We start from the raw sequence: 1117 nt of genomic DNA, 5'->3' as shown, positions 1-1117 counted from the left end.
TTAGTTCCTAGAATGAATTTAAACTGAAATTACAAGGAGGTATTATTATGAGTAGTCGTGATACTGCAAATGTTCTATGGTTTGATGAATTGCATCGTAAGGATGTTAATTTAGTAGGTGGCAAGTCTTCATCGTTGGGAGAGATGACTTCGTCAATGGAAGTACCAGTGCCATATGGCTTTGTAACAACCGCACGCGCATATCAATACTTTATGAGCCAAACAGGTTTAAACGATAAAGTAAATGAGTTACTTGAGGGAATAAAGGATTACGAAAATTCAGACGAACTTCACAAAACTTGTGAGGAAATCCGTAATTTGATTGTTGGAGCTACAATGCCAAGCGATTTGGCTGAAGATATTAAGAAAGCATACGCGGATCTATCTGAAAAGATGGGACAAGATGATCCATTCGTAGCTATTAGATCTTCTGCAACAGCTGAAGATTTGCCAAATGCATCATTTGCCGGTCAACAAGAATCATACTTGAATATTAAAGGTGCTGATGATGTTGTTAACCGAGTACAGCAATGTTATTCATCACTATTTACTGATCGTGCAACATACTATCGTCATAAGCAACACTTCCCACATGAAAAAGTTGCTTTGTCAGCCGCTGTTCAAATGATGGTCTTTTCAAAGGCTTCAGGTATTATGTTCTCAGTTAATGTTGCTAATGGTGACGAGTCCAAAATCGTGATTGATGCAATTTATGGCTTAGGCGAGTATATCGTTTTGGGAAAGGTTACACCGGATCATTTTGTTATCGACAAACAATCAATGAAGATTGTTGAAAAGAATATTATTAAGAAATCAATTCAATTAGTTAGACTTCCTGATGGAGGAACAAAAGAAGAGCCTGTACCAGAAGAATTGCAGGATAAACAAGCATTAACCGATAGCCAAGTTATTGAATTGGCTGGATATGTTAAAGAAATTGAACGTCACTACGGATGTTACATGGATATGGAATATGCTTTGGATGCCAATACTAACCGTCTCTGGATCGTTCAAGCTCGTCCAGAAACCGTTTGGTCACAAAGAAAGAAGAAGGCTAAAGGCGAAGATGTAGGGGATGAGAACGTGGTTGATGAATCTGATGCTAAAGTTGTTGTTCG

At 38.0% G+C, this 1117-nt stretch carries 1 protein-coding gene; it reads left to right on the top strand.

What is annotated here, in order from left to right; all coding sequences use genetic code 11:
• Positions 1–47: 47 nt before the first annotated feature.
• Positions 48–1117 (top strand): PEP/pyruvate-binding domain-containing protein (locus tag FHL06_RS13660; protein WP_272950477.1); only part of this gene is annotated, 1070 nt, incomplete at its 3' end.

This window comes from Companilactobacillus halodurans, assembly GCF_009600985.1.
Taxonomy (GTDB): Bacteria; Bacillota; Bacilli; order Lactobacillales; family Lactobacillaceae; genus Companilactobacillus; species Companilactobacillus halodurans.
Note: the sequence above shows the minus strand (reverse complement) of the source record. Positions and strands in the feature narration are given on the sequence as shown.